The following is a 19941-nucleotide window of genomic DNA, read 5'->3' on the forward strand; positions in this document are numbered from 1 at the left end:
CGAGTTTTGACAGCGGAGTTATATTTATGATTGCATCTCAGGCGATCTCTTTTGGTAGGATTGGCAAAAGCCTCGCAATTGCAGCAGCGCTTTTTATTGGTTCTGTCCCACTAACTGCGGAACACTCCGCCGCTCAAACAGCCCAGCAAGCGCAGCCAGTCGCGCTGACCAACGTGCAAGCCATTGACGCCGTTAGCAAGTATTTCAATTCCGTCCGCAATATGCACGGCAAGTTCGTGCAGTTTGGCCCAACCGGCGGGCGTGTAGAAGGCCAGTTCTTCATCAGCCGCCCGGGCAAAGTCCGCTTCTACTACAACAAGCCTTCTACACTCGACATCATTGCTGACGGCAGCATGGTTTCGGTGAAGGACCGTAAGTTGCAGACACAGGACATCTGGCCTCTTTCCCAGACACCGCTGCGCTTCCTGCTGGCTGATAAAATCGACCTCAAGACAGACGCCAATGTAACCAACGTGGTTGTTGAACCAGATCTCATCACAATCGCGATCGACGATAAAACCCGTTTCACATCTGGCCGCCTGACGCTGATTTTCGACGCAAGAAACTACAAGCTCAAACAATGGACTGTACGCGACGCACAGGGTTACGACACGTCTGTTGCCATTTATGACGTGACTGAGAACGGCGCGACTAACCCGGATCTGTTCAAGATTGATTACATCGCGAATTCCCGTCAGCGACGCGGCAACAACTAGAGCCTTAAGCAAAATTCTGATGTATGAAGAGGAGTGCTTCGGCGCTCCTTTTTTACTAGCTTGAGAACTTGAATGCAGTTTATCCCTGTTGCGCCTGACCTGCCGAACCTCCCTCTTGCCCCACGCTTGCTTGCAGAGCTGTGTCAGGAGAAAGGCATCAAACTCGCTCTCGACAGCGAGTTCTTCTATTTCGGCTATATCGAAACAGGCAGCGGCAAACGCTTTCCCATCAAGGGCGGAGCCTTCGCACTCAATAGCTATGCTGCTGGAGAGGCTGCGCGAGACAAGGATTTCTGCGGTCGCCTGCTACAGGACGCAGGTCTGCCCACCCCAAACTTCAAACTCATTCATTCAGACAAAGCCATCAGGCAACTCAGCATCGCCAACCCACATGTCGCCAAAAGCCTGAACACGCTCACAGATGCAGGCGAGATCGCTCAGTCACTGGGTTATCCGGTTTTCATAAAACCCAATGAGGGCACCCAAGGCGTTGGCGTTCAGAAGATTTCTGATGAGGCGGAACTCAACACCCATCTCACAAACGCTTTGCGATCCAACGACCGCATGCTGGTACAGGAAGCTGTCTCAGGCCGTGACTACCGCGTGATTGTACTTGATGGAACCATTCTGGCCATCATCGAACGGCGCCCTCTCTCCATCATCGGAGATGGCACCAACACCGTTGCAGAACTACTGGCTGCAAAAATCAAAACCCTCACCACCCGCAGCGGCGGCTATAAGGTTGAAAACGACGACCCGCGCATCCTCAAAGCCATTCAGGAAGCTGGCTACAATCTGGCAAGCACTCTCCATAACGGAGAATTCCTGCAGCTCCTCTCCAATGCCAACCTCTCAACCGGTGGTGAAGCAGTCGACGTCACCGACCTCGCGTCGCCAGGCTTCAAAGATCTGGCAGTAGAAGCAGCGCGCGTATGCGGCTTACGCTATGCGGGCGTCGACATCCTTTGCGATGATCTCAGCAAAGACGACGCACCAGCAAACGTCTTGGAACTGAATGCAGGCCCCGGCCTCACCAACTTCTGGCAAGCTTCCCCGAACCATCATCATCGCATTAGAGCGGTCTATCGGGGTGTTTTAGAGGCCATGCTGGAAACCGCTTAACGGTAGTCCAAAAGCAAAATGGCGGGAAATTCCCGCCACTTCCAACATCAATCAAAAACGTGTCTTACCAAGCGCCAAGCTTGGTCTCTGGCGTATACTTCTCACCATCAACATGCTTGACCACAGCCTGACCACAAATGGTAAGGCCCTGAGTTGCGTCATAAGTCATGGTTGGAGAGCCCTGCAGTTCCCAACCTTTGTTGAGCGCTTCAGTGACGCGGTGACAAAACTTTGCAGAATCCGGTTCGGTGATGAGGCGGTAAAGGCGCATGTTTATTCCTTTAAATTCTTCTGGTGTGGGCGGGAACCTACCAGCCACACCTATCTGATACCAGAGGTTAAAACGTGCACAGAGTTCAAATTTACGCGTTCACGTGCCGCTTGATAGCCTCAGCAATCGCAACCGTTTTGCGGCCAATATCTGCATGCAGACGCTCAACCATTTTGCCATCAACCTGCACGGCGCCTTTGCTCTGGTTTTCTGGCAGCTCAAACTCGGCAATCATCTTCTTCGCCCACTCAACATCCGCCTTACTCGGCGCAAAGGCAGTGTTGCAAGGCCCAAGCTGCTTCGGATGGATCAACGTTTTGCCATCCAGCCCCATCTCTGCCCCCTGCTTACATTCTTCTGCAAAGCCCTCAAGGTCAGAGAAGTTGTTATAAACGCCATCCAGAATATCCGCGCCACCAACACGCGCTATCGCCAGGAGGGTCATCAGCCAAGGCATCAAAACAGCACGTCCCGGTAGGATCTTTGCACCACTCTCCTTGCTCAGATCATTGGTGCCGATGATGAACACGTCCAGACGGTTATGTGGGTCCTTGGCAGCCTCAGCAATCTCGGAGGCATTGAGGATCGCACCCGGGGTCTCAAGCATCGCCCAGATGCGAACACTATCAGCACCCTGCTCAGTCAGATAATCCGCAACAGGCTGAATATCAGCAAGGCTCTCCACCTTCGGCAAAAGCACAGCATCCGGTTTGGCAGCAACAGCTGCTCTCAGGTCTTCCTGGCCCCAGAGGGTCTTCATCCCATTGATACGAATAACAAGCTCACGATGCCCGTAACCGCCACCAGCGACAGCCTCACACACTTGGGTGCGCGCCATCTCTTTGGCATCAGGCGCAACAGCGTCTTCAAGGTCCAGCAGCAGCACATCCACATCCAGCCCTTTGGCCTTTTCCAGTACCCGTGCGTTTGAGCCCGGCATGTAAAGCGCACTGCGACGCGGTCTGATACTGTGAACTTGCTCTGAGCTAGACATGACACTTCCTGTTGCGTTGCAAAATCAGGCTGAGTTTAGAGGCCTCAACCCGCCTTCACTACTCACCATTCGTGCTATTTACGAGTTTTGAACCGTCAAACACTAGGTCTTTGGCCGCAATAATAGCACCGATGAAAAACAAGCCAGCCTTAGGAATTAGGCATCCCACAAAATTCCAAGCCCTATGAGACTTTCACACCTTGATTTTAAGGGATTTTTGGGGTCACTCTATAACGCAAAATCAAACGAAGGAACGGGAAGAGGTATAATGGCTGATCTTTCTTTTAGAGCCTTAAAACCCGGTGACGCGCCAGACTTGGCCCCTCTCATTGCAGAGAATGCGCAAGCTCTTAAGCGCGGTGCTCCACGTCGCCCGGACGAAGTCTTTTCCGAGCGCCTGCTCGAAGACAAGTCCATCGAAATCATTGGTGCATTCGAAGGTGAGACACTGGTTGGCTTTGCCGCTTTCTTTGACATTCCAGACCTGATCTCTGGCCTGCGCATTGGCCAGTTGGATGATATCTACGTCGTACAGAACCATCGCCAAACCGGCATCGGTCGCACTCTCGTGGAAGAAATCTCCAGGATCGGCAAGGAACGTGATTGGCTTCATGTCCGCTGGCTGGTGCCAAACAAAAATAAGGTCGACAACAGCCTCTTTGAAAATCTGGCAGAACCAGACGACAAAGACAGCTTCATCGTCCCGATTGACCGTCTGGCTCTCGCATAAACCAAAAGCGGCTCTTACGAGCCGCTTTCTTTTATGATCAACTGAGGCACAGGCCCCAGATCAAAGAACGCAATACGAGCACGCCCATTCTCAATGGTCACTGGGATCTTGAGCGTCGGCACACCATTTACCGCACTTCCCTGCCCAATACTCATCGCAGTCTTTTGCAGCGTTTCAAGCATTTTGGAGCCTTGTGGGAACAGTGGCCGCAACACATCCTCCAACTGATGAATACCAGTGATCACCAGCGGCAGCGTTCCATTCAAACGCCCCTGACGGTCAATCACCAGATCACCACCCGTATTGACGGAAAACTCACCGCTTTTCAGCTGCAAGCTGGAGAGGTTGACCTTTAATTCTTCATCAACCATCAAATCAGCAATATTGCGAACTTTGCCGTCCAGAAGCTTCGAGCCCTCCGGCAACTGAATAACAAGGCTGATATCCAACGGCACATCATCAGACACTTTACCCGCTGTCAGGCCATTGACCTGCACAGCCAGATCAAGCGCGTCCTCATTGCCTTCAACGCGGCGCATATGCGCTTCTGTCCGCTCAGCATTCAACTCAACGGACTGCTCGCCAATGGTGTAAGTCAGCTTCGGCTCTTTAAAGACAGCGTCAATTTTGGCAGGCTTACTGTTTTCAGCCACCACGCTCGCCTGAGCAGTTTTCCAATGCGCTGAGTATGCAGGTCCCTGTTGACCAAAGTTCGCCTCGGCAGGACCGGTCGCCTCAAAGATCACATGGGTCGGGTTATAAGCCAGCGCTACACCACGTAACTCATTGATAAAATACCACTCTCCGTTCTTATCCATGCGGAACGGGGTACAGGTCAGTTCAAATCGGAACGGGTAACCACCAAGTTGCTGGTCACCACATTTAAGACCTCCGCCGTCTGCTTCCGCAACCTTTACACCATTGCGTAAAACATCAGAAACAATACCGCGCCCAACTGCCCAATAGGCGGACCACCCGCCAATGATCAAGGCGACAAGGATCGCCAAAACGAAATACGCAGACTTTCTTGGAGGCCGGGATACTTTTGGTTCAGTCATCTACTCTCCGTTACCCTCACACAGTGCTGTGAGTTGCATGCTGATTACGAGCCTGATAGGCGTGTCATTCAAAGAATTCTACGAGAAAATAGTTATGCGAGATTTATGGATATTTGGCTACGGCTCACTAATTTGGCGCCCTGGCTTTACTTTCGAGCAAGCAGTCCCCGCAATCTTGCATGGCGTTCATAGAACTCTTTGTGTGTATTCATGGGTTCATCGTGGGACTCAAGACAACCCTGGACTGGTATTTGGGCTGGATAAAGGCGGTGCTTGCATCGGCATGGCATTCAGGGTCTCACCAGAAAACTGGCAGCACACACTTGGGTACCTCCGCGAACGTGAACAGCAAACCATGGTGTATCTGGAAACACACCGCCGTGTCCGTTTGCTGGACGAGGAAGGCACCAAAGTTCGTGCAGTCACATTCGTTGCAGACCAGAAACACGAGCAATATGCAGGTGCGTTACCGCTAAAAGACCAATTGCAGATTGTAAAGGGGGCTGTGGGTCAGTCTGGCGCAAATCCGGAGTATGTACTCAACACTCACGCGCATATGAAGGAAATGGGTATTAAAGACCAGAACGTAGAATGGCTGGCACGACAACTCTCGATATAACTTCAGGTTTCGACTACTCGTCTTCCTGCTTGATATAAGAAAAGATCCCCGTACGCAGATCATTGTGAGCGCGATCCCTCTCCGCGCTGTCTTCTGCCAGAAGATGTACGTATGCACCCTGCGAAGGTTTCAGCGCAGGCATTGGGGTCTTTTCATTCGACATACCCAAAAACCCGAGCCAGACAACGGCTTCGCTCTTCTTGTCTGTGATCAGAACAAGGTTCTCCGCATAGTCAGAAACTTCTTCCGGAGAGATCCGGGTAAAGAGGTAACGATGCCCGGATGCACCAGACCAGTATTTGAACTGGCTACCAGCACCTAGCTCCTCTGACACACGTGGAGACCTGCCACTTGGCAAGCGATCATCAAACAATGAGTACTGCAACGCACTCTCCTGATTTCTCCTGCTATTTCCCATAGTACTTTATAGAACAAACTGCGAACATGTTACAAGTTAAGCCAGAGCATTGTCAAAAAAAGAAGCCGCCTTTAAGGCAAAGGCGACCTTCTTCCTTTGAAACATCTGATTTCCACGCAAAATCTTTATTTTTTCTTATATTCTGCCTGCAGTACACGAGCTTCTTTGATGATAATGTTATCCGGCGTATCTTTTTCCGCTTCATCAAGCAAACGTTCAGAGGCAGTCTCGATCCGCTCCTGCAAAAGCTTGAAGAATTCCTCCGGTGGCAAGCCCGGCTGAATAGGCTCAAGGATCTCTGCTTTGATCGTGCCAGGGAAACGGAAGAACCGGCGACGCGGCCAATAAACACCTGAGTTAAGAGCAATCGGAACAATAGGGCAGTTCAGCGTTTTATAAAGGTGCACGATACCATATTTGTATTGTGGCTCAGCACCAGCTGGACGGCGTGTTCCTTCTGGGTAGATGATGATATTGCGGTTTTCCGCAATAGCCTCAGCAGCTCTCTTACCCATGGCAGCAAGGGCCTTGCCCTTTTTACCGCGATCAACAGGGATCTGGCGGAACTTCATCAGATACCATCCGAAGAATGGCACCCAGCGCAACTCACGCTTCAGGATAAACGTTGGCTGACGATAATACTCAGCAAGCGCAAACGTTTCCCATGCAGACTGGTGCTTGGAAACGATGACACAGCCCGTATCTGGCAGGTTTTCGAGGCCTGTGATCTCGGATTTTACACCACCAACCCAACGCAACAAAAACTTCTCTACACGGCACCAGAATGGCAGCAACCACCAGCAATACCGGACAGGAAGAATAAACAAAAACATACACGCGATCATAATGATCAGGGTGCTGATGTAAAAAAGCACGTTAAAAAGAACGGAACGCAGGACGAGCATAGGACCTTCACAACCATTTCCACCCAGCACTATGCCAAGGTGAATTCAGATTTCATCTTACGAAATTAAGAGGAGTGTCTTACAGGGAATACAGCGTCCAGCTCAACTCGCAGCCGAACGAGGATATACTTCACATATTCGCGGAGGAGAAGCTTTGTTATCGAAGAACTTTCATACCAACGCTCTAAATCCAGCTCTTTATGGTAGACAGGGCTTGGGTAAAGCTCAGCATCCGGCAGGCGAACTTGCAATTCGGCCAACGCTCTAGGCATGTGATAGGCACTGGTAACGACCAACAGTGAGCTGAACTGATTTTTTCGCACCCAGTTCGCCGTTTCCTCGGCATTCCCGATGGTATTGAGCGCTTTTCGGTCCAGATCAACGCAGCAATCAAACAACCACATCCGTTTGGAATTAAGCCGCGCAATCTGCTTTGCACTGGTTGATGGGTGAACGCCAGAGATTAAAAGACGCTTCGCGCTTCCCACTTCCAGAAGATCCAGACTTTGCGAAATCCGGTCTCGACCACCAGTCAAAACAACAATGCCATCAGCATGTTTGGGTACAACAGCCTGCACAGCGGGCTGCAAAACTTCCACAAACCACAAGAAGCCAGCTGCAAAAACGACAGAGCAAATCAGAAACAACAAAAAGAAGAAACGGATACTGCACCGGACAAACGACTTCCGGCCAGAGCGTTTATCAACGCTGGCTGGTACCGGCTCTTGCTCACCGGGTGCTTTAAATTTAGCCGCTGTGTCGCGCGTATTCAAAGAATGCTCCATGATGCCGCTACAATGCTTATAGCCACAAACCTGAACGAATATTTTCCTGACTACATATCAGAACTGGCGAAAATGGGAAGAAAACGACACTTAATCCATATTTGCCAAATGTCTGTGGACAGCCAGACGAGACGTCAGAGCGGTTAAGACCGCAACAAGCACCACAACCGCAACAATTCCAACGTACCCGATCACACCCACCTGCACCGCCCCAAACAAGGCCTGAACCTGATTACCGCTGACGGAAGTAATGTCCGAACTGCCAAAGAAACCGATGACCAGAAAGCTCAGTGCGGCAATCGTACCGCCGATGACCCCGCCTTTAAGCCCTAACACCAGGAAGTGACGCTGAAACTCGGAGGCAATAAAGCTAACTTCCGCACCAACAAAGTGCAGCACTTCAACCACATCCTTGTTGCCGGACATAGCAGCCTGCGTCGCAAAAATGACGGAGAGCACCATGGAAAACAGAACAAGCACCAGGATACCAAAACCTACAAGCACAGCGGTATTCGCCATCGCAGAAAGCTGGCGATTCCAGACACGGTGATCATCTACTGAGGCTGCACGAATATCCTGCTCAATCTTTGCCTTCATATCTGCCAGATTAAGCAACTCAGGATCATCTATTTCCACCAGAACCAGACGCGGAACCGGAAGCTCTTCCAGTTCAAGCCCGGCCCCAAGCCAGGGCTGAAGCAATCCCTTGGTTTCCTCATCAGAGAGCGCACGCGCATCCCCGACACCGGGAAACTCGCGAACAAGAGCCAACGTGCGATCAATCTCCTGCAGCATGTTCACGCCATCCGCAGGACGGATCTGCACAGTGACCTCGCGCACCAGATCATTGGTCCAGTCATTCGCCGCATCATTGACGATGGCAACAAACCCAACGGTCAGGCAGGCCAGAAAACTCATGATCGCCACAACAAGCATCAAGGCCTGACCGGAGATCGCCTGCGGCGGTACAATCGGAGCAGGCCTCGCTTTGAGCTTGAATCGCAAACCAGAAGGTTTTGCACCCGCCGCTTTTTTGACCGGGCGACCACCCTTGCCTTTTGGCGGTCCTTTCCGCGGTCTGCTAGGCCTTTTTTGTCCAGCAGGCGCGCGTTTTGGCCCCGACTTCGGGCCAGACATTGGCGGTTCTCGTCTTTGCTGAGTATCAGTCATGAACAGCCAACCGCCCGTCGTTGAGGATAAGATGCCGAGCTTCCACTTGCTCCAGCAAATGGAAATCATGGGTTGCGATCACCACGGAAGTGCCAAGCCGGTTCAGCTCAATGAACAAACGCAACAAACGGCGGGCAAGCGGAGGATCCACGTTACCTGTCGGCTCATCCGCAAGCAAAACTTCAGGCCGCGTGATCAACGCCCGCGCAATAGCAGCGCGCTGCTTCTCACCACCGGAAAGAACAGGCGGCAGCACATGCATACGGTCACCAAGTCCCACCCACTTCAGCAAATCAATCACATCAGGACGGTACTCTGCCTCGGATTTCCCCGCAACACGGTGCGGCAGAGCCACATTCTCGTAGGTGGTCAGGTGATCCAGCAACCGGAAATCCTGAAACACCACACCAATCCGGCGGCGCATGGACGGCAGCTCAGCCTTTGCGATCTTGGTGGTGTCTTTGCCAAAAACAGAAATCAACCCGCGAGTGGGGCGCATAGAAAGGAATAACAGGCGCAGCAAACTGGTTTTGCCCGCACCTGAAGGACCAGTGAGAAACTGAAAAGATTGCGGCTCAATGGAAAAGGTCAAATCCCGAAGTACTTCAGTGCCCATGCCATACCGAAGTCCCACATTCTCAAAGCGTATCACCGAAAATTCCCCTAGCAGACGTGAGGTTTCGCCTTATCAGAAAAATGAGGCCAAACTCGTGCAAATCACTCTAAAAAATAATTTTCTCGCGTTCAATTTTTGACTGAACTTACCCCTGCAAATTTATGCGAGCCTGTTCCTTTGGATATCCCTCGAATAAATTAACACTTCATTAAGGATATAGAGGTCCTCATACTTCAGATAGAATAAATTCTAGTCACTCAACCTGACGTGAAGCACCTGTATTTAGGCTAGTCAAAGCCTACGCAGTTGAGTACTTGTGAGTATATTGCATATTTGGTGGCTCTGAGACGTGTTCCCGACAGCCTTCTTCGGCTCTCGAAGAGGAATACGCTAGAAAATGAAGGATTTAAGCGGCTTGTCCATTCCTTTTAAAGGCCAACCGCTTTTGGACCACGCTCGATGAAAATTATCTGCCCTCAATGTAATACTGCCTACGAGATCCCAACGGACAAAATTGGGGAGACTGGCCGCAAAGTAAAATGCGCCAGCTGCAATCATATCTGGCAGGTTACACCAGAGGTAGAGGACGATTGGGCCGCTGCACTCGATGCTAAGCCCGAAGTACACAACAATTCAACACCCGATGACGACCGCAAAGAGCCCTCGTTCTCTGAAAGTTTGGATGAAAACGATTGGGCTGGTCTCGGCGATAAAGCAGATCGTCACGAAGCATTTTCAGAAGAAGACCTTGTAGGAAAACCCAAGGAAGAACCTTCAGATTCAAGCGGTTCTATGGGCAAGGACACCGGCACTCAGTCCAGTGACAAGGCCAGCAACTCCTATGAGGCACCAGAAGAACCAACGGGTTCTGAAGAGGATAAACCCGACGATAAAATGAAATCTGAAGGCGCCTCTCAAAAGTCCAACCGAAGATCTAGAAAAAAAACCAAGTCATCCCGCAAATCAGGTGTTATAAGCGCGAAAGGCCTGCTGGGCGCAAGTCTTCTTGCTGCTTCACTCGCACTCTGTTTTTCAGCTGTGCACTACCGTGAATCAATCGTAAGAACCTTCCCCGATTTGGCTGGTCTTTACCAGTTGGCTGGTATGACCGTAAATCTGCGTGGTCTTGTATTTAAGGATCTGAGAACATTTCGTGAGGTGGACGACGGTTCCGTCGTGCTTGTGGTGGAAGGTTCTGTAGAAAATGTTACAAGAAGCGAGACGTATATTCCGGCGATTAAGCTGGCGTTGCGCTCACTGGACACGCAAGAGATACACTCCTGGATTGTTGAGCCAAGAGAAGACTGGCTTGCACCAGGTGATAAAACCCGGTTCAGAGCTCGGCTAAACAATCCGCCAGAGCGAGCCGCCGACATTCAATTGCGCTTTGTTGAGCGCCAAAAGAAAAGAGCGAGCATTAGATGACCGGTAACCCGGAAATCCGCGTGCTGTTTGATGAAGAAGCAATCGCGGCACGCGTAAAAGCCGTCGCAGAAGCTATCTCACAGGACAAGCCTCACAATCTCCTCGTAGTAGCGGTCTTGAAAGGAAGCTTCATTTTTGCAGCTGACCTTGCCCGTGCTTTGCACAGAGCAGGTTCCGTTCCGGAAATGGAATTTTTACACCTTTCAAGTTATGGAAGTGGAACGGTGTCGTCAGGAGAGGTAAAAGTCCTCCGCGATATCGAAAGCGACGTGACCGGAAGAGACGTCATCTTGGTCGATGATATTCTTGAATCCGGCCGCACTCTGAAGTTTGCACGCGACATGATCGCCGAACGTGGAGCCAAGTCTGTCCGGATTGCTGCACTCCTGGACAAACCGAACCACAGAAAAGCCGATGTTAAATCGGATTATACGGGCTTTGATTGTCCGGATAAATTCGTCGTCGGCTACGGCATGGACATGGGGCATGCATGGAGACAGTTGCCATTCATCGGCTACGTGCCGCAGGAAGGTGACGACTAACTAGGGGGGCTATAATGGCTCACATACTTCTGACGGAAGACGATGATGCAGTCCGCGCCTTTGTAAAACGTGCATTGGAGCTGGACGGGCACAAAGTGACCGCCGTAGAAGATGGCGCCGAAGCCGCTCTTGTACTGCTGCAACAGCAGGGCAGGTTTGACCTTCTGCTCTCCGACATCAGAATGCCGGAGATGGATGGTATCGAACTTGCGATGCAAAGTAGCGCTCGCTATCCGGGCCTGCCAATCCTTTTGATGACCGGTTACGCAGACCAGCGTGAACGCTCTGAAGAAGTCGGTAAATGCGTGAAGGACGTTCTGACAAAACCATTTTCACTGGTGGAAGTCAGAAAAGCTGTTACCACTGCCTTGGCAGAAGAAGAAGGCTCTCAGCAAACCGCGTTTGCTTAAAGCCCTTCCCCAATAAAGTTTCAAGAAACGCGATCCCTCCTCCGAGCGGTCGCGTTTTGTTTTTTCAGTCTCAAGCGCCAAACCTAAATCCAACACGCTGTACAAAATCAGGGTTTCCTGATCTTCTATGCGCATATTTCATTGTTGGTTTTGAGTGAGCTTTCCCATGGAACAAGAGACTTCTGCCCTTCAACAAGCAATGATGCGCTTGGAAGACCCGGCAGCGCCCCTTCCTCCTGTAGCAAAGTACTATGCAGCCAGCCGAATATATTCAGCGGTAGAAAGCTGTTTCGCGCATTGGGAAAACATCCCGGAAACCAGCAACGCAGATCTCTACTTTCGCTATCTAGGTGCATTGGAAGACGTCGAAGATCGCCGTGGCTTCCTGCTCGCAACGCAGAGCTATCTGGCTCGCCTTGAGAACGCGCATACTCACTTCATTGATTTCACACTCTTGCAAAACTCAGGCTTCGGGTTCTGGGCACGCCCCCTACCCGTATCAGCCTCAAAGCGCGCATGGACTGTTTGTGGCTCAACCCGCAAAGACATCAAAACCGGAGACATCATTGAGCAGGTCAACGACCTTCCTGCTGATGAGTTCTTTGCGAGGTACACAAAGCTTGTCAGCGCCTCAAGGCCAGAAGCGGCAGAACGCAACCTGCTGCTATTCAATAGCTTTCTTTTGCCAAACCAACTCAAGATCACTCTTCACGACGGGCAAAGCCTGCAGATCACCCGCGCAGGACACAAGCATCCGCTTTCATATCTCAAAGCATTTGAACTCGACACGTCGGGAAAGCATCCACGCCTGATCATCCGCAGCTTCTCAAAACCAGAGTACGAGGAACAAGCTCTCGCCTTCCTAAGCCAGATCGACAATCAGTGCCCACTTATCCTTGACTTACGTGGCAATGGCGGCGGCAACACACCCATGAAGCTCATGAAAAAACTCTGCCTGGAGCCGATCGCAATCTGGATGGAACGAACACCTCAGATCACCGGACTGGAGAAAGCTGAACAAGGCGTGGCTGCATGGCAAAACGGAGAACTCTCCGCACATCACACCCAGCCCAACGCTGAAACAACAGCAATGCATCTCCTCACAAATGGTGAAACTTTCCCCGCCAGTGCCACACCGTTTCGAGGAAAGCTGATTGTTCTGATTGATGTTGGCAGCGGCTCAGCAACCGAAGATCTCTTGATACCTCTAAAACATTCCGGACGCGCAACAATCGTAGGCGAAGCATCCGCAGGTTCAACCGGACAACCCTATTTTGAGGCACCTCTGCCCAAAACACAGCTCACAATCTCGGCAAAGCGTACTGATTTTCCAGATGGGACAAGGTTTGAAGGAGTTGGGATACATCCGGATTATCCGGTTATGCCAACGCCAGAAGACATCCGCCAAGGCAACGACCCCGCCCTCACACTTGCACAGCAACTGCTCAGGCAAGCCGTGACCAGCTAAGCCAATCTCTAACGCCCTCATCCAGCTTCGGTTTCGCAGCCGGTGCCTGCGGACCTTTAATCAGCCGCCTTATCAGACGGGCGCTTTTCATAAAATTCCAGCGTGTGCAGGCTCATATCCGCATATTCAAAAAGCATGTTGCGGGAGAATCCGCGACGGATCAGAACATAAAGCCCCTCAAGGATCATCACATAGAAGATCAGAAGCTTCTCAATATCATCAGGGTCTTTAAGTTCACTCTTCAGATCCATGAATTTCAGGCGAAAATGCTTCACACCCTCCTGATAATACATCGCAAACTTCGCCAGCAGCTCCTCGTCAAACAACGCCATATTGTCGAGCACACAAAACTTATCGCCGTGCTTGCTTTCACGATGACCGACACAGATATCGATGAACTCATATAGCACCGCTTCGATAGCCGAATGCAGATTGGAGTGCAGTGAAATGGTGCTTTTCAGCTCTGCAAAAATGCTGTTGAGCCACCACAGCAAAACCGCAGCGCAGAAGTCCTGCTTAGTCGTGAAGTGTTCTTCCACATACGCCCGATGCGGCCCACAGGCTTCATAGAAGTCTTCCATGGAACAGGCTTGCAGCCCTTTAAGCACAAACACTCTGATGCAGTCATCCATCACCTCTTCGATGATGTGTGACAGAACTTCAGGTTTGTTTGGATCTGTCTGGCTCATGGCGAAAGTATAGGAGCTAAAGCGGGCACGACAATGAAGGAGCCGCCAAATGGCAAAGAAAACTGGAAGGACCGACATCGCGATCAATCTAGTTTTCTAACTCTTCATTAAAGCATCCTGAATCCGCAAATCAGTAGCGCTTCATCAACCGTTCCAGATACTCCAGCTCAAGCTGCGGACGGTCGGGATCGGAAAGCCGGCGACGCAGCTCTTCTAGAATACGCCGCGCCCGCTGAACCTCAATCTCATCAGGCACTTTCACCTGACTGCCAAACTCCGGCCCCTCAACACGGCGCATACGGCCAAGCGGGTCCTCGTTCAGCGGAGAGTTGGTTGCTTGCCCTTGCCCACCAGCCTGTCCGGCCAATTGCTCTGCAAGCTGCTGAGCGCCTTTGCGCAAGGATTCCAAAGCCTGACTCTGCTCAGATACAGCCTCATCTGCTTGTTGCGCTCCAAGTGCGTCACCAGCATCCTCCATGGAGTTACCAGCACTATCCAAATCCTTGCTCGGCTTGGCTCCGTTGTTTGCCATGCTGTCGAGCAGCTTCTGCAGGTCATCAGAGAGATTGCGTTGCTGCTTCTGCAACTCGCGGAAGGCCTGCTGCGCCTCCTCATTGCTCATCTCCCCCCCCTGACCACGCTTATCCTGCGGGTCATTGCGCTGGCCGGGACGGCGCTGCTGGCTGTCCGGATCAAACTTATGCGTTTCATCCATCAGATTGCGTTGCTTCTGGATCATCTCGCCGAGATCTTCCAGAGCCTGCAACATCTCTTGCTGCTGCTGGCTTGGCGCTTGCTGTTGCTGCTGCGCGTTCTGCATGTTCTCCAGCATCTGCTGCATCTGCGCCAACAACTCACGCGCCGCCTCCAAAGAACCGGTTTTCGCCAACTCTTCCATGCGGCGCAGCATGTCATCCAGATCCCGTGGCGTGATCTGCTGAGAGTTCTCATCCATCGGCATCTGGCCAAGTTGCTGAGGGTTCTTGCGCATCTGCTGGGCCATGGATTTCAGATAATCATCCAGTGCCTTACGCAGATCGCTCATCAGCTCAGCAATCTCCTGCTCTGATGCGCCCTGCTCCAATGCCCTCCGCAACGCCTCCTGCGCCTCACGCAAGGCCCGCTCAGCAGCAGATAAACCACCATCTTCAATCGTCAGTGCCACGTTCCACAGCACGTCCAGCATGTCTGTTAGCTGCTCATCCGTATTGGCTGCAACCAACTCGGCATAAGCAAAGCGCAACGGCAGATAAGACCCGGCATCATCGATGAACCGCTCCGGCGCAATCATCAGCATATCCAGCGCATCCACCACCTGCGGATAGCTCTCAACGTTCATTGCGAGATTACGGCGCTGCTCAACAACAGCCCGCGCCAAAGGTTTATTGAACCGGCGCTCCGGAAGCTTGATATAAACGGGCTGCGAGCGCCCCTCTTGCTCAGCCTCATCACGAGCCACAAGCACAAGAGCCACCTCAGAACCTGCCCATGGATGGGCCGTCAAATCCTGAAAGGTCTGCGCGACAGCCATCTTGGAATCTTTGGGCGGCAAACTCAGGTTAAACCGTGGCGCCTCCACGAGAGATCGTCCCGTCCTACCCTCATCCCCGCGCTGAACCTGCTCCATAATAGCCTCAGCAGAAACCACGCGGTAATCATCCTGCACCAGATAAGTCAGCTTGAGACTGCCGGAAAGCTGCTCTTCTGGGTCATCAAACAAACGAATGCGGGGCGGCAAATCAGGGCGAATAGCAATCTTCCAGGAATATTTCGGAGAGTCATTTTGAAGAATTTGCAAGCGTCCGCTTGAGTTCAACGGAAAGCGCCATTCGGTGGTTTTCAGCTCTGCAGAGCTTTCACCAGCTCCTGGCTGAACACGTTCCGGTTCCAAAACCTCTTGTCCGCGGCGCGAAAAATAAACAACGGAGAATTCACCTGTGCCCTGCGCCCGCACCAGCACCTCACTGCCACTGGCAATCGAGAGCGCATCCCGGGAATCCCGCAGTTGATTGGCATCCCCGCTGAGGAAAACAGGAGCCTCACCCGTGTAAGCTGGTGGAGTAACCCACGCATCAATGCGAGCAGGTAAAACACTTCCCACACCCTGAGACTGGAACGGTGCCAAAAGGCTGGACCACCGGTTCGCATCCGAAACGGAATACCCCACCACAAGCAACATAACGGCGAAAACACGCAGGGCATAAGGATCTTTGGCAAACCCACGCGGATTAACGCCCCCAACACGCAGGTTTTTAAGCCGCTCTCGCAACCGCTTTTGGTGAGCAGACCAAAGCGCAAGCGCCTCTTCGTCATCCATCCCGGTCGCCTGCTCATCTTTGTAAGAGAGCAAAGGTCGGTGCGGCAGATCACTGGCAAGCTCCACCTTGCGCAGCCCCTCCGCTTCATCGGGAAGCTTCAGGCGTAAAAGCGGGTAACAACTCCAAATGAAAACAGCGAGAAACAGGATTGATCCCACCGCAGAGCCATAAAACCCAAGCAGCTGCCACAATCCTAAAAAGCTGACAGCTACATACAGGCAGGCCACAATAAGCGGCACCTGAATGGCGGGCCAAAATCGCTCCCAAAACAAATAAAGCTGCGCTTTAAAAGCCAGCCTTTTCAATCGGTAGGATAATCTTTGAGAAAACAGGGACTGCCACAGGTCAAATAGCCCTGCCCCTTCGCCATAACGCGTCTTATGCTCTCGCAATTCGCTTGCAGAAGCTATGGCATTCTTTAGGTTTTTATTGCCGCCATTCTCATTCTGATGGGTCACAAAGGCCTCGCTAATCGCCGCCTGCTTTTTCTTTTGAGCATACGGCGATTAACGTAGATCAGCAATCTGGCAAACCTAAGGGGCTTTCAAACAGAGTTAAGCCTTTTCAACCCAGTTCGGCACAACGTCTTGATTTAGTAACTCATCGTAGCTCGGACGCTGACGGATGATCGCAAACTTGTCGCCATCAACCAAAACTTCAGGCACCAGAAGACGCGTGTTGTAAGTGCCGGATTGGGTCGCGCCATAAGCACCAGCAGAGTAAACGGCCAGCAGGTCGCCTTCCTCAAATTTCGGCATTTCACGGTCGCGAGCCAGATAATCACCAGTCTCACAAACAGGGCCAACAATGTCCGCCATCATCTGCTCACCGTTCTGGCGTTCTTCACTTACTGCACCAATATCATGGTGCGCTTCGTAAAGGGTTGGGCGGATCAGATCGTTCATCGCGGCATCCACGATGACGAAGTTCTTCGCTTCACCTTCTTTACGGTAGATCGTTTCGGTAACGAGAATACCTGCATTACCAGCAATCAAACGACCAGGTTCGGTAATCAGCGTCACGCCAAGGCGCTCAATTTGTTTACGAACAACCTTCGCATATTCAGTAGGCAGAGGCGCTTCAATTCCGCTTCCGTAAGGAATGCCAAGACCACCACCCACATCAAGGTGGTCAATCTCAATGCCATCTTCCTTCAGCAGGCCAATCAGCACACCAAGGCGTTCCAAAGCATCATCAAAAGGCCCAAGCTCAGTGATCTGAGAGCCGATATGCATGTCCATACCGGTCACTTTCAGGCCCGGCAGCTGCGCAGCTTCGTTGTAAACAGCGCGTGCACGGTCCCAGGCAATACCAAACTTGTTCGCAGCCAAACCGGTAGAGATCTTGGCGTGGGTCTTTGCATCCACATCCGGGTTGATGCGCAGAGAAATCGGCGCAGTCTTACCCATCTCGGAAGCAACAGCAGAAAGTCGCTTCAGCTCAGGCTCGGATTCCACATTGAAGCACAGGATGCCAGCATTCAGCGCAAAACGCATTTCCTGACGGGTTTTACCAACACCGGAAAACACAATCTTGTTTGCAGGAATGCCCGCTTTCAGCGCACGACGCAGTTCCCCTTCAGAAACAACATCCGCACCAGCGCCAAGTTTGGCCAACACCGTCAAGATAGCGATGTTGGAGTTCGCCTTCATTGCATAACAGGTCAGATGATCTATTCCATCAAACGCACCATCAAAAACCTTGAAGTGACGTTCAAATGTTGCGCGGGAATAGCAGTAAAATGGGGTTCCAACTTCCGCTGCAATTTCAGTCAGCGCAACGTCTTCAGCGTGAAGCACGCCATCCTTGAACTCAAAGTAATGCAATGTAGGTCCTCTGCACTGGCCCTGCCCCGAAAGGGTTTAGCGAACCAGTCTAAAAATTGAAGTCGGGATCATCCTCATCTGCACCAATCAACGGATCCAGAAACAGACTTTCGTCCTTGTCTCTAGGAATCTCAGGTGCAGGAGCATCATTCAGGGGTGGCGGTGCACCATCTGCAGTCGCCCGAGCTTGGCTTGGCGTTTCCAAACTGCCTTTACGCCCACAAGCAGAAACACTCAGACCGAATGCAACAATTGTGAGGCCAATCAAAAGCTTGGAACTACGGCTTTTTGTAATGTCTTTCATGCCTTGCGAGCTCATGTTTTCTCTGCTCCAATCTGGATGATCTTACCAAACCAGAAATTCGACCTAAGGACTGACTCGGGCGAACCCGAGCCTACTCTCAGTTTTATTTCTGCACCGTAACAACGATGACTGCAAGATCATCCGAAGAACAGACTTACTTTTCCGTCTTCTGCTCACGCTCAAGCTGCTTCAGCCAACGGCGGGATTGCTTGCGCACATTCACCGGGCTGGTACCGCCATAAGAAACACGGCTGCGAACAGATTTATCAACGGAAAGAACGCTGTAGACATCATCCGTGATCTTCGGTTCAACGCTCTGCATCTCTTCCAAAGTCAGGCGATGCAGGTCTACACCCTTATCGACAGCCATCTTAACAAGTGCACCAGTCACATGGTGAGCATCACGGAATGGCATGCCAACCACACGCACACACCAGTCAGCCAGATCAGTTGCGGTAGAGTAACCAGAACCGGCAGCTTTCTTCAGCGTTTTCACGTTCGGCTCAAGGTCACGCATCATGCCAGTCATGGCTGCCAGAGCCAGAGACAAGTTCGGCAGAGCGTCAAACGCCTGCTCTTTGTCTTCCTGCATGTCCTTAGAGTAGGTCAGCGGCAAACCCTTCATCATCACGAGAAGAGAGTTCAAAGCGCCATAAATACGGCCAGTCTTCGCACGGATCAGCTCAGCTGCATCCGGGTTCTTCTTCTGCGGCATGATTGAAGAACCGGTCGAAAACTTGTCGGAAAGCTTGATGAAGCCGAACTGGGCAGAACACCAGATCACAATCTCTTCTGCCAGACGAGACAAGTGCATCGCACAGATGGACGCATCCGCCAGCGCTTCAATGGCAAAGTCACGGTCAGAAACACCATCAAGAGAGTTTGCAGTCGGACGATCAAAGCCCAGAGAAGCCGCAGTCATCTCACGGTCAATCGGGAAAGATGTACCAGCAAGCGCAGCACAGCCAAGAGGGCTCTCATTCATACGCGCACGCGCATCCTGAAGACGGGAGCGGTCACGAGAGAACATCTCGACATAAGCCATCAGGTGGTGGCCGAAAGTCACTGGCTGCGCGGACTGCAAGTGTGTAAAGCCCGGCATCACAACCGCTGCATGCTCTTCTGCTTTTTCAGCAAGCGCCTGCATCAGGCCGGTCACTTGTGCCTCAAGATCGTCCAAAGAGTCGCGTACCCAAAGACGGAAATCTGTGGCAACCTGGTCGTTACGTGAACGAGCTGTGTGAAGACGGCCAGCGGTCGGGCCAATCAATTCAGCCAGACGCGCTTCGATATTCATGTGAATGTCTTCAAGCGCACGTGAGAAGGTAAAGGTGCCCTCTTCGATCTCTGACAGAATTGTGTCTAGACCCTGAGCTATCTTTTCGGCATCTTCTGCGCTAACGATGCCCTGTGCAGCCAACATGCTAACATGAGCCTTGGACCCGGCTATGTCTTGTCGGTAGAGCTTGCGATCAAAATCAATGGAAGCATTGATCTCTTCCATGATTGCATCTGGCCCTTCCGCAAAACGGCCCCCCCACATGCGGTTGCTCAT

General features: G+C 51.8%; 21 protein-coding genes. 8 read left to right on the forward strand and 13 right to left on the reverse strand.

The features are described from left to right. Positions 1-26 precede the first annotated feature (26 nt). Both PsAD37_RS01110 and PsAD37_RS01115 read left to right on the forward strand, forming a co-directional pair. Entirely contained in the window at positions 27-716 is a 690-nt protein-coding gene (locus PsAD37_RS01110) for an outer-membrane lipoprotein carrier protein LolA (protein ID WP_057464662.1), read from the forward strand. A 72-nt stretch (positions 717-788) separates the two neighbouring features. After that, positions 789-1838, forward strand: a complete 1050-nt coding sequence (locus tag PsAD37_RS01115; RefSeq protein WP_063294579.1) for a cyanophycin synthetase — start codon at positions 789-791, stop codon at positions 1836-1838. Between the two features lie 64 nt (positions 1839-1902). Here the strand turns inward: PsAD37_RS01115 and PsAD37_RS01120 are convergent, their stop codons facing one another. Both PsAD37_RS01120 and PsAD37_RS01125 read right to left on the reverse strand, forming a co-directional pair. After that, positions 1903-2109 (reverse strand): DUF1737 domain-containing protein, encoded by a 207-nt coding sequence (locus tag PsAD37_RS01120; protein WP_057464660.1) that lies wholly within the window; start codon positions 2107-2109, stop codon positions 1903-1905. A 91-nt stretch (positions 2110-2200) separates the two neighbouring features. Continuing rightward, entirely contained in the window at positions 2201-3103 is a 903-nt protein-coding gene (locus tag PsAD37_RS01125; protein WP_063294580.1) for a CoA ester lyase, read from the reverse strand. Between the two features lie 268 nt (positions 3104-3371). Here PsAD37_RS01125 and PsAD37_RS01130 point away from each other — a divergent pair, with 268 nt between their 5' ends. Beyond that, positions 3372-3833 (forward strand): GNAT family N-acetyltransferase, encoded by a 462-nt coding sequence (locus tag PsAD37_RS01130; RefSeq protein ID WP_063294581.1) that lies wholly within the window; start codon positions 3372-3374, stop codon positions 3831-3833. 14 nt (positions 3834-3847) lie between these two features. Here PsAD37_RS01130 and PsAD37_RS01135 read toward each other — a convergent pair whose 3' ends face one another. Next, positions 3848-4891: a DUF2125 domain-containing protein gene (locus tag PsAD37_RS01135; protein WP_063294582.1), complete on the reverse strand. Its 1044-nt coding sequence runs from the start codon at positions 4889-4891 to the stop codon at positions 3848-3850. A gap of 94 nt (positions 4892-4985) precedes the next feature. Here PsAD37_RS01135 and PsAD37_RS27365 point away from each other — a divergent pair, with 94 nt between their 5' ends. After that, complete coding sequence (locus tag PsAD37_RS27365) at positions 4986-5510, forward strand: gamma-glutamylcyclotransferase (protein WP_082827028.1); 525 nt, start codon at positions 4986-4988, stop codon at positions 5508-5510. Positions 5511-5523: 13 nt separating this feature from the next. Here the strand turns inward: PsAD37_RS27365 and PsAD37_RS01145 are convergent, their stop codons facing one another. From PsAD37_RS01145 to ftsE, 5 genes are all read right to left on the reverse strand, one after another. Continuing rightward, positions 5524-5895 carry a hypothetical protein gene (locus PsAD37_RS01145; RefSeq protein WP_208980588.1) on the reverse strand — a complete coding sequence of 124 codons (372 nt, stop codon included), beginning with the start codon at positions 5893-5895 and terminating at the stop codon, positions 5524-5526. Between the two features lie 158 nt (positions 5896-6053). Continuing rightward, positions 6054-6833: a 1-acyl-sn-glycerol-3-phosphate acyltransferase gene (locus PsAD37_RS01150; RefSeq protein WP_063294583.1), complete on the reverse strand. Its 780-nt coding sequence runs from the start codon at positions 6831-6833 to the stop codon at positions 6054-6056. 65 nt (positions 6834-6898) lie between these two features. Further along, positions 6899-7606: a YdcF family protein gene (locus PsAD37_RS01155; RefSeq protein ID WP_208991618.1), complete on the reverse strand. Its 708-nt coding sequence runs from the start codon at positions 7604-7606 to the stop codon at positions 6899-6901. Positions 7607-7708: 102 nt separating this feature from the next. Continuing rightward, entirely contained in the window at positions 7709-8788 is a 1080-nt protein-coding gene (locus tag PsAD37_RS01160; RefSeq protein WP_208991619.1) for an ABC transporter permease, read from the reverse strand. After that, positions 8781-9440 carry a cell division ATP-binding protein FtsE gene (gene ftsE, locus PsAD37_RS01165; RefSeq protein ID WP_057464653.1) on the reverse strand — a complete coding sequence of 220 codons (660 nt, stop codon included), beginning with the start codon at positions 9438-9440 and terminating at the stop codon, positions 8781-8783. Before ftsE ends, PsAD37_RS01160 begins: the two co-directional genes overlap by 8 nt. Positions 9441-9863: 423 nt before the next feature. Here ftsE and PsAD37_RS01170 point away from each other — a divergent pair, with 423 nt between their 5' ends. From PsAD37_RS01170 to PsAD37_RS01185, 4 genes are all read left to right on the forward strand, one after another. Next, on the forward strand, positions 9864-10829 hold the full coding sequence (locus PsAD37_RS01170; RefSeq protein WP_063294586.1) for a zinc-ribbon domain-containing protein: 966 nt from the start codon (positions 9864-9866) through the stop codon (positions 10827-10829). Beyond that, positions 10826-11371, forward strand: coding sequence for a hypoxanthine phosphoribosyltransferase (gene hpt, locus PsAD37_RS01175; RefSeq protein WP_057464651.1), 546 nt, complete (start codon positions 10826-10828; stop codon positions 11369-11371). Before PsAD37_RS01170 ends, hpt begins: the two co-directional genes overlap by 4 nt. Before the next feature lie 14 nt (positions 11372-11385). Further along, positions 11386-11781 (forward strand): response regulator, encoded by a 396-nt coding sequence (locus tag PsAD37_RS01180; RefSeq protein WP_063286186.1) that lies wholly within the window; start codon positions 11386-11388, stop codon positions 11779-11781. Between the two features lie 166 nt (positions 11782-11947). Then, the gene (locus PsAD37_RS01185; RefSeq protein WP_063294587.1) at positions 11948-13249 is read left to right on the forward strand and encodes a S41 family peptidase; all 1302 of its coding nucleotides are present in this window, start codon (positions 11948-11950) and stop codon (positions 13247-13249) included. A gap of 56 nt (positions 13250-13305) precedes the next feature. Here PsAD37_RS01185 and PsAD37_RS01190 read toward each other — a convergent pair whose 3' ends face one another. From PsAD37_RS01190 to argH, 5 genes are all read right to left on the reverse strand, one after another. Next, positions 13306-13938 (reverse strand): TetR/AcrR family transcriptional regulator, encoded by a 633-nt coding sequence (locus PsAD37_RS01190; protein ID WP_057464717.1) that lies wholly within the window; start codon positions 13936-13938, stop codon positions 13306-13308. A gap of 130 nt (positions 13939-14068) precedes the next feature. Beyond that, positions 14069-16714 (reverse strand): TIGR02302 family protein, encoded by a 2646-nt coding sequence (locus tag PsAD37_RS01195; RefSeq protein WP_063294588.1) that lies wholly within the window; start codon positions 16712-16714, stop codon positions 14069-14071. Positions 16715-16810: 96 nt separating this feature from the next. Beyond that, on the reverse strand, positions 16811-18082 hold the full coding sequence (lysA, locus tag PsAD37_RS01200; RefSeq protein ID WP_063294589.1) for a diaminopimelate decarboxylase: 1272 nt from the start codon (positions 18080-18082) through the stop codon (positions 16811-16813). A gap of 49 nt (positions 18083-18131) precedes the next feature. Continuing rightward, complete coding sequence (locus PsAD37_RS01205; protein WP_063294590.1) at positions 18132-18401, reverse strand: lipoprotein; 270 nt, start codon at positions 18399-18401, stop codon at positions 18132-18134. Positions 18402-18540: 139 nt separating this feature from the next. After that, on the reverse strand, positions 18541-19941 hold the full coding sequence (argH, locus tag PsAD37_RS01210) for an argininosuccinate lyase (protein WP_063294591.1): 1401 nt from the start codon (positions 19939-19941) through the stop codon (positions 18541-18543).

The sequence above is a fragment of the Pseudovibrio sp. Ad37 genome, from assembly GCF_001623075.1.
Lineage (GTDB): Bacteria > Pseudomonadota > Alphaproteobacteria > Rhizobiales > Stappiaceae > Pseudovibrio.

Coding starts and splice junctions, on each gene's coding strand:
- PsAD37_RS01110 (WP_057464662.1), top strand. CDS start 27: ATGATTGCATCTCAGGCGATCTCTTTTGGTAGGATTGGCAAAAGCCTC.
- PsAD37_RS01115 (WP_063294579.1), top strand. CDS start 789: ATGCAGTTTATCCCTGTTGCGCCTGACCTGCCGAACCTCCCTCTTGCC.
- PsAD37_RS01120 (WP_057464660.1), bottom strand. CDS start 2,109: ATGCGCCTTTACCGCCTCATCACCGAACCGGATTCTGCAAAGTTTTGT.
- PsAD37_RS01125 (WP_063294580.1), bottom strand. CDS start 3,103: ATGTCTAGCTCAGAGCAAGTTCACAGTATCAGACCGCGTCGCAGTGCG.
- PsAD37_RS01130 (WP_063294581.1), top strand. CDS start 3,372: ATGGCTGATCTTTCTTTTAGAGCCTTAAAACCCGGTGACGCGCCAGAC.
- PsAD37_RS01135 (WP_063294582.1), bottom strand. CDS start 4,891: ATGACTGAACCAAAAGTATCCCGGCCTCCAAGAAAGTCTGCGTATTTC.
- PsAD37_RS27365 (WP_082827028.1), top strand. CDS start 4,986: ATGCGAGATTTATGGATATTTGGCTACGGCTCACTAATTTGGCGCCCT.
- PsAD37_RS01150 (WP_063294583.1), bottom strand. CDS start 6,833: ATGCTCGTCCTGCGTTCCGTTCTTTTTAACGTGCTTTTTTACATCAGC.
- PsAD37_RS01160 (WP_208991619.1), bottom strand. CDS start 8,788: ATGACTGATACTCAGCAAAGACGAGAACCGCCAATGTCTGGCCCGAAG.
- PsAD37_RS01170 (WP_063294586.1), top strand. CDS start 9,864: ATGAAAATTATCTGCCCTCAATGTAATACTGCCTACGAGATCCCAACG.
- hpt (WP_057464651.1), top strand. CDS start 10,826: ATGACCGGTAACCCGGAAATCCGCGTGCTGTTTGATGAAGAAGCAATC.
- PsAD37_RS01180 (WP_063286186.1), top strand. CDS start 11,386: ATGGCTCACATACTTCTGACGGAAGACGATGATGCAGTCCGCGCCTTT.
- PsAD37_RS01185 (WP_063294587.1), top strand. CDS start 11,948: ATGGAACAAGAGACTTCTGCCCTTCAACAAGCAATGATGCGCTTGGAA.
- PsAD37_RS01190 (WP_057464717.1), bottom strand. CDS start 13,938: ATGAGCCAGACAGATCCAAACAAACCTGAAGTTCTGTCACACATCATC.
- PsAD37_RS01205 (WP_063294590.1), bottom strand. CDS start 18,401: ATGAGCTCGCAAGGCATGAAAGACATTACAAAAAGCCGTAGTTCCAAG.
- argH (WP_063294591.1), bottom strand. CDS start 19,941: ATGAGCAACCGCATGTGGGGGGGCCGTTTTGCGGAAGGGCCAGATGCA.